Annotated in this window: 6 protein-coding genes; 5 read left to right on the plus strand and 1 reads right to left on the minus strand. The window is 45.8% G+C overall.

The genetic code is table 11. From position 1 onward, the window contains the following. Positions 1–18 precede the first annotated feature (18 nt). Together PN462_RS00785 and PN462_RS00790 are read left to right on the plus strand one after the other, a co-directional pair. Positions 19–6,555 (plus strand): tectonin domain-containing protein, encoded by a 6,537-nt coding sequence (locus PN462_RS00785; protein WP_272125919.1) that lies wholly within the window; start codon positions 19–21, stop codon positions 6,553–6,555. Beyond that, positions 6,521–7,102, plus strand: a complete 582-nt coding sequence (locus tag PN462_RS00790; RefSeq protein WP_272125920.1) for a hypothetical protein — start codon at positions 6,521–6,523, stop codon at positions 7,100–7,102. Before PN462_RS00785 ends, PN462_RS00790 begins: the two co-directional genes overlap by 35 nt. Positions 7,103–7,178: 76 nt before the next feature. Here PN462_RS00790 and PN462_RS00795 read toward each other — a convergent pair whose 3' ends face one another. Further along, complete coding sequence (locus PN462_RS00795; protein ID WP_272125921.1) at positions 7,179–7,355, minus strand: hypothetical protein; 177 nt, start codon at positions 7,353–7,355, stop codon at positions 7,179–7,181. A 14-nt stretch (positions 7,356–7,369) separates the two neighbouring features. Between PN462_RS00795 and PN462_RS00800 the strand changes: the two genes are divergently transcribed. The 3 genes from PN462_RS00800 (at position 7,370) to PN462_RS00810 (ending at position 8,599) form a co-directional block, all read left to right on the plus strand. Then, positions 7,370–7,699, plus strand: coding sequence for a DUF6972 family protein (locus tag PN462_RS00800; RefSeq protein WP_272125922.1), 330 nt, complete (start codon positions 7,370–7,372; stop codon positions 7,697–7,699). Further along, entirely contained in the window at positions 7,671–7,916 is a 246-nt protein-coding gene (locus PN462_RS00805) for a hypothetical protein (RefSeq protein WP_272125923.1), read from the plus strand. Before PN462_RS00800 ends, PN462_RS00805 begins: the two co-directional genes overlap by 29 nt. Before the next feature lie 143 nt (positions 7,917–8,059). Beyond that, the gene (locus tag PN462_RS00810) at positions 8,060–8,599 is read left to right on the plus strand and encodes a hypothetical protein (RefSeq protein ID WP_272125924.1); all 540 of its coding nucleotides are present in this window, start codon (positions 8,060–8,062) and stop codon (positions 8,597–8,599) included. Positions 8,600–8,700: the final 101 nt, after the last annotated feature.

The raw sequence follows: 8,700 nt of genomic DNA on the forward strand, positions 1-8,700 counted from the left end.
GAGGAGAGTATCGGCACAATGGCCGGAACGTCGGTGGCCACGGCGAAGGTATCGGGGGGCATTTCCCAAGTTTGGGCTGCTAACCCGGAGTTAAGTTATCGTCAGGTGATTGAGGTGGTGAAGAATACGGCCCAAGATTTGGGAGAAGTGGGTTGGGATGCCGAAACGGGGGCTGGGTTATTCAATTTACCGGCGGCGGTGGCTTTGGCTAAGGAAACGCAGGGGGAAGTGTATCAACCGAATAACCTGTTAATTCCCACGACTTGGGGAGGAGAGGATAAATTCACTCCCACTGAACGCGCTGCGAGTGAGAAGTTCTGGAAAAATGGGAAATATTATGATTGGATTCCTTATCAAATTCAACAGTACGATACATTAGGCGCGATCGCGCAACAAACCTTGGGAAGTAGTGCTTATGACTACTATATGTGGATTGCCCAGCATAATAATATTGCTAATCCTCATTACATCGTAGCGGGAGATTGGATTGAAATTCCCAAGGAAGTAGCCCCACCGCCAACGTATCAGGTAACAGGCGATTTTTATGACACTTGGAATGCGACTGGAGGGGCAAGTGGCATTTTAGGCCAACCCACCTCATTACATTGGCACTATATTGACAATGGTGGAGAACGACAAAACTTCCAAGGTGGAGCAATTCTCAAGTCAGACCACGGCATTTTCCCAGTGTTCGGAGGAATTGGTTCACACTATCTCAATCAAGAAGGAGGACAAAAAGGTCGTTTAGGTTTCCCCACCAGTAAAGAAATTGGTGTAGGAAATGGAGTTATTCACCAACACTTTGAAAATGGCTATATTCGCTACGGAGACGGGCCAACTCGCACCATTATGGAATCTCCAGACAGTAAACAAAGTGTGATTGATAATGGAGGTTGGTGGGCTGACTATTATAATGGTGATTTTGCTCATTACTACGGGAGTGAAGAATTACCGGATCAAACGGCTTGGGGCAAATTATCGAAGTATTGGGGGCATGGTGGCCCGAAGGGGTTAACGGATAATTACTCCATGCGCTTGTCAGCCAAACGCTATTTAGAACCAGGTAAATATTTGATTAAAGTGGGAGCAGACGATCGCAGTCGCGTTCGCATTGATGGACAAGAACTGATTTCTGCTTGGTTTAATGGCAGCTTTGGCCAACAAGCCTATTTTGAGTCCCAAGGAGGCTACCACGATATTGAAGTGGATTATAAGGAAGACTTTTTATCCGCCGGAATCAGTTTAGATTGGCTGCCACAGTTCGTCAACATTAACGGTTTTACGGTAGATGGAGAGTTCTTCCCAGTTTACGATTCCCATGAAACGGGGCTAGGGAATCCCACCTCGAATGTCCAGACTGATGCTAATGGCAACAACATTCAAGAATTTGAAAATGGGGTCATTGTTGAAAATCAGTACGGTGTTTTCCCACTCTACGGTCAGATTGGCGAGCAATATCAACAAGATGGGGGAGCAACTGGGGTATTAGGACAACCGACCAGCGAACCCGTCGATTTAGGAAATGGTTTCCTGAAACAAAGTTTCGAGGGAGGCTATATTATCTGGAATGGACAAAAAGCCATTAGTTACATTACCGGAACGGGAACACCCACCACTCCACCCCCCAAAAATGAACCCTTACCGTTAAGTCTAGTCGGCTTTGATGGCCAATCCGTTCATCAAACCTATGTGAATACCTTTAACCGCAATGGTGGCCATGAAGTCTTAGGCTTCCCCATTAATAATGTCCATCCTTGGGCGGGCGGTTATACACAAGACTTTGATTGGGGGTCAGCCGGACGGGGGGCGATTATGAAGTCCAACGTCAATGATAATTCCTACTGGGTTGGCGGTCAGATTTGGGAAAAATTCTTAGACCTTGGTGGTGCAGAATATGTGGGTTATCCCAAAACCGATGCTATCCCCGTTCAAGGCGGTTTAGATGACAGTGGAGGATTTGTCCAACATTTCCGAGGGGCAAAAGGCATTCCTAGTAAAATTTGGCTCTCTAAACATGGCGCACATCCCACTTGGGGCGCAATTGGCGGGAAATACGATAAATTAGGTGGCCCATCAAGTTGGTTAGGTTTCCCCACCAGTCGAGAACAAGGCATTGGTAATGGTTGGGTGAAACAGCATTTTGAAGGGGGCTATATGCTGTGGCATCCTTCACATGGTGCGATCGCTTATGATACTGAAGCCTTAAACCGTTTACCCGATAGTGGCGAAAGCAGTACCTTCAACTGGCACGCCCAATATTGGGATAATCGCAATTTAACCGGGTCGCCAGAATGGTCTAAATATGAAGACATGAGCGATCTGCGTTTCCATGCCAGCAACGGCGCACCTCAAGGAACGCGAGGCATTCCAGAAGATAATTTTGGGGCCCGTTGGATTACCACCAGTTATTTTGATGGGGGTATCTATAATTTCATTAACCGTGCAGATGATGGAGTACGGGTTTATGTGGATGGTGAATTAATCATTGATAAATGGAAAGATTCCCCCTTTGAAGAAAAACGTGCCTTTGCTGCCATTGAACCCGGATACCATCAGGTGATGGTTGAGTATTTTGAACATGGCGGCAGTGCAGCCAATTCGTTGCGTTGGGAAGCCGTCAATACACCAGCAGAATGGAGTGGTGAAGTCTTTAATAATGTCAGTCTCAGTGGAAAACCAGAGGGTCATCTCACTGAAGACAGCACATTTCTCGATCAGGATTGGAGTTCAGGAAGTATTCCCGATCTTCTGTCACCACCCGATGAGTGGGGACTGGTTCCAGGTAAAGCCCATGATATTAGTATTGGTGCGGATGGGTCAATTTGGGTGATTGGCAGCGATCGCACATCAGGAGGTTATAGCATCCATCAGTGGACAGGCAATGATTGGCGACGAGTGCCAGGCGGTGCAACTCAAATCGCTGTTGCTTCAGATGGGACTCCTTGGGTGGTTAATTCTAGTGGCAATATCTATAAACGGAATGGGAATCAGTGGCAGATTATGCCTGGTCAGGCCAAGGATATCAGTATTGGTGCCGATGGTTCAGTTTGGAGCATCAGTGAAGCTCCCACGAGTAGTGGCAAAAACATCCAACGTTGGGACGGTCAAAACTGGCAAACCGTAAGGGGAGTTGCAAAACGGGTTTCAGTCGCTCCCGATGGGACTCCTTGGGTGGTCAATTATAGTGGCAATATCTATAAACGGAATGGGAATCAGTGGCAGCAGATGCCCGGTCAAGCCAAGGATATTGAAATTGGTGCCGATGGTTCAGTTTGGATTATTGGTGAAACTCCTGTGAGTGGTGGCTATAATATCCAACGTTGGGATGGTCAAAATTGGCAAACTGTAAGGGGAGGAGCAAAACGGGTTTCAGTTGCTCCGGATGGGACTCCTTGGGTGGTTAATTCTGGTGAAAATATTTATGTACGGGGAAGTGATGTCAGTAATGATGACCGCTTCTCAGATCGCTGGAGTACCACTCGTTACTTTGACGAACCGGGGGTCTATGAGTTTGATAGTCAGGCCGATGATGGTATCCGAGTTTGGGTGGATGACCAGTTAGTGATTGACAAATGGCATGACCAAGGGTTTATTACCAATAAAGCTCTCGTTCCCCTCGATAAAGGGTATCACCGGATTCGAGTTGAGCATTACGAGAATAAATATTCTTCGGCTTTAGAATTGGACTGGAAGAAAGTGGCCGGACAACCCATGTATTGGTACGGTTCTGCCGATCCCAATGGATGGAATAGTAACGGTTCGGGTTGGTTACAACCTTGGACTGCTGAATATTTCAATAACCGAGAGTTACAAGGCGCACCTGTTGTCACTCGCTTAGAGAAAGATAATTTCTTGGAATACACCAGGGGATTTGAGCGAGATTGGGGGCATGGCAGTCCAGATAGTGAAATTAATGTTGATAATTTCTCCTCTCGTCTAACGTCCCATCGTTATTTAGGGGGTGGAACTTATAAGTTTAAGCTCCAAGGGGATGATGGAATGCGTTTCTTTATCAATGGAGAGAAAATCATTGATCGTTGGGAAAATCCGCCGTTTTCCCCCCATGAGGTGGAAGTGACGCTCTCTGAAGGTATCCACAATTTACGAGTAGAACATTCAGAAGGCAGGGTGTCTGCTTATGCGAACTTAGATTGGGATTATGTTTCGGATGGTTCACCCCATACTATTGCACCAGAGTTACAAGCGGCTCATGATGAATTAGAAAATACTTTGGGTGAGGGGGCTGTTGGCCTGCCGATTTCGGAGATCAAAAACGAGAGTTTTGTCCCCTACGTTCCCCCCGGACTACTAGGCCCAGCTTGGGTGCTAAACGCCACCTATCAAGAATTCCGAGGTACACAGGGACGAGGAGCTTTATTCCCTGCCAATGGCAACAAGGCTCACTATGTCTTTGGTAAGCTGTGGGAGGCGTATCAGAATGCAGGTGGGGTACAGCAATTTGGCCCCCCAGTGGCTTCTCAAAAACATCTGGGGAATGGTGCGTATGAATTAGAGTTGGAAAGTGGCCGCTTATTCTGGGCCCCTGGCATGACCAATCCCACTTTTTATGAGTATGCCGAATCGGGATCGAAGACGTTAACGATTCCGGCAGATGCGTGGCGTGGGGAATATTTCGCCAATCGCAATTGGTCTGGCGATCCATTGGTGGTGCGTCAGGATAGCATTACGGATAAGATGGCTAAAGCGTGGCAGCAATTACCTGGAAAAGCCAAGGATATTAGTATTGGTGCTAATGGTTCAATGTGGATGATTGGCACTAATCCGTCGGGCAATGGTTATGGAATTTATCAATGGACGGATGACAATTGGCAGGAAGTCGGGGGGGCAGCAACACAAATTGCGGTAGCACCGGATGGGACTCCTTGGGTGGTCAATTCTCAAGGTAATATCTACAAGCGAGAGGGAAATCACTGGAAGCAGATGTCCAAAAAGGCCAAGGATATTAGTATTGATCCCGATGGTATGGTATGGGTCATTGGTGATAATCCGACGGGCAGTGGTTATGGGATTCATCGTTGGGATGGTCAGAAATGGCAAGAAATTGGTGGGGCAGCAACACGAATTACCGTGGGACCTGATGGGACTCCTTGGGTGGTCAATTCTCAAGGTAATATCTACAAGCGAGAAGGAAATGGCTGGAAACAAATACCAGGATTAGCTAAAGATATTGAGGTGGGGATTGATGGTTCTGTTTGGCGGATCGGCACAAATCCTACAGGATCAGGTTATGGGATTTATAGTTGGAATGGTGAAAATTGGACAGCTGTTGAGGGTGCTGCAACGCGGGTAACGGTTGGGATTGATGGTACGCCTTGGGTGGTGAATTCTAAAGGGAATATTTATTCTCGGACTCGGGAAGTGCCAGTAAAAGATTATTCCTTAGACAAATATTGGAATTGGAGTGTGGGGAGTCCTGCCCCTGGGCTTCCAGAGGATAATTTCTCAGTGCGTTGGACGAGTAACCGACCTTTTGACCGGGGGACTTATCGCTTTAAAGCTGCCCACGATGATGGGTTTACTGTAACCGTGAATGGTCAGAAACCGATCAATAAGATGATGGAAGTGGCGACTCAGACTACTGGATATGGAACGTTTACCCATAGTGGTCAATATCCCATTGAGGTGAAGCATCGGGAATATGGTGGGAGTGCAAAGGCTAAACTCAATTATGAGAAGGCTTCCAATTATGTGGTTGGTTTGAATAAGCATAACAAGAAGTATCAAGCCATTATTGATGCGTTTAACCGTCATGGGGGTTATGCCAAGTTAGGTATTCCCAAAAACGATGTACATGGTTGGAGCAGTCATGGCATTATTCAGGATTTTAATAATGGTCCGAATGGTGCGGGGATTGTGATGCAGCGTTATGGCAGCAATAAGGCGTATTACATTTCTGGCAAGATTCGCCAAGCCTTTTTAGATCATGGTGGCCCCGGTAAATTAGGTTATCCCACCAGCGATCCCTTCTGGCACGGCAATGTGACTCGCCAGAATTTTGAGGGAGGTTATATTACCCTACATCCTAACACTGCAAAAGTTCATTACAATGGTGGAGGTGGTTCTACAAATCCCAAGATTGACCAATTTATCAATTGGGCAAAAGCTCAAAACCGTGTAATTACTCGCCATGACAGGCATCATCTGGGAGCATGGAGTGATGGAGAATGTGTCACCTTGATTGCTCGCTATATTCAAGATGTCTTTATGAGTCATAATCAGCGTAGCCGACCTGGGCAAGCCTATAATCATGGTTATGGTACGGCCAGCACCGTTTCCAATTTACCTTATTTTGGAAGCTATACTACACGAGGAGGATTAAACAGTAACCCCCCTCGTCGTGGAGGAGTTATTTCCTTTATGGGATACGGGTTTAACCGCACTTATGGTCATGTTGGAATTGTTACCCGCTATGATGCTGCGGCCAATCGCATTTACTACATTGATATTGGCAAGTCTCAAGGTGGTGTAGTGACAGGTGAAAAATCCATTTCTGCGACCAGTGCTGCTATTCGAGGTTGGACAAACCCGAAATAGTGAACTATCACACTTCTCTCATTTTTTGTGCGATCGCACCTCCTCCATTTTCCAAGAGAAGCGATCGCACTTCCCCCTCCCCCAACCCACAACCCCCATGAAACCCAACCCTCTGATTAAAACCACCCTATTCCTCTTACTCACCGGAACACTAACCACAATCACCCAACCGAGCAAAGCTCAAGACGTTTATATTGACAACAACTGTCGCTATAATCCCAACTTAGAACAAATCGATCGCTTCATCGTCTTCTACGGTCGCAAATTCACAACCAATAATCAAACCTATTGGTTGTACGCAGGTCGATATCAAGACGGGGCGGTTTTGTTTTGTGTTTCCCGTCCTGACTTCGTTCAACCTCAACCCATTCAAGCTGAAGAAATCAATGCCCAATTCATTGAAAAAATTGAGCAAAATGGCAACAATAACCCCAGTTTTTATATTCAAGTGAGACATGGACAAAACATTAATGTACCTTTGAGCGATTATCGCTTAGACTTGAGTAACCCGGATCGCCCTACCATTACTCCTCTTTCTCCAGATTAAACGTATTGAGTAGAGAACGATCATTTCTGTTAGTGTAGCGCGTTCACGAAGTGTCCCGTAGAGAATCGCATTGTTGTTATTTTTTCGAGTAGTGCGATCGCATTGCTGGTATTTTTATCGAGTAATGCGATCGCCCTTTTTGTAGATTAGGAGAAGGACAAGCGATCGCATTGCTGGTATTTCTTCGAGTAGAGCGATCGCTCTTTTTTGATAAGATAACAAGGGAAATGCGATTTCCTCCGGAACGCTTCACGAACGCTATCAAAAATGAGTGGAATTGACCGTTCGCTGACCCTCGATAGTAAACATATAGCCAAACATCTCCCCGACACCCCCCAAATGCAAAAACTGCTAAACAAAGAAGGATTTGTTCATGTTTTTAACGATGCAGCTACCCTAAATCGTGTTGCAATAGAAATTATTGAAAGAGGTGAATTTACGGGAACAATTCGAGGACACGATCGCTATGGCTTATATTTCTCCGAACCGATTGGTTATAGAATGAGTACAGATGGGACTAAACTTCCACTCTACTATGGAGAAATGAAAATCAAAGGAGAGAAATACCATGTCATCCCTCGAACCAAACCTAGCTGATAACTGGGAATTTACAGAACTTTGGATCGATCCAACCGCTTCTCCTCCCTATGTTTTAATATTATTAAGCAACAATGGAGAAACGAAAATTTACGATCCGGCTGAAAAGTATAAAGCGATCTTTTCCAGTGCAACCTACAAAGAAGCAAAACTCTGGCTTCTTGAAGATGAATACGAACGATTTGAACAGAGATTTCATGCAGAAAAAGTTGCGTGACAAAAAGCGATCGCATTGCTGATATTTTTTTAGAGGAGTGCGATCGCTCTTTTTAAAGAGTAGGAGAAAGAAAAGCGATTCTCATTCTGAGACACTTCGTGAACACATTGCTGTTATTGTCCGAGTAGTGCGATCGCCTTGTTTTGAATAGTGGGAGAAAGAGAAGTGATCGCACCTCCTCCATTTTCCAAGAGAAGCGATCGCACTTCCCCTTCCCCCAACCCACAACCCCCATGAAACCCAACCCTCTAATTAAAACCACCGTGTTCCTCTTGCTCACCGGAACAGTAACCACAATCACCCAACCGAGCAAAGCTCAAGACGTTTATATCGACAACAACTGTCGCTATAATCCCAACTTAGAACAAATCGATCGCTTCACCGTCTTCTACGGTCGCAAATTCACAACCAATAATCAAACCTATTGGTTGTATGCGAGTCGATACCAAGACGGGGCGGTTTTGTTTTGTGTTTCCCGTCCTGACTTCGTTCAACCTCAACCCATTCAAGCTGAAGAAATCAATGCCCAATTCATTGAAAAAATTGAGCAAAATGGCAACAATAGCCCCAGTTTTGATATTCAAGTCAGGATGGGCAATGGTGGAAGAAGTCCCTTACTCGATTATCGCTTAGACTTGAGTAACCCGGATCGCCCTACCGTTACTCCTCTTTCTCCAGATTAAACGTATTGAGTAGAGAACGATCATTTCTGTTAGTGTAGCGCGTTCACGAAGTGTCCCGTAGAGAATCGCATTGTTGTTATTTTTTCGAGTAGTGCGATCGC

The sequence above is a fragment of the Spirulina sp. CS-785/01 genome, from assembly GCF_028330525.1.
Taxonomy (GTDB): domain Bacteria; phylum Cyanobacteriota; class Cyanobacteriia; order Cyanobacteriales; family Spirulinaceae; genus JAQMSD01.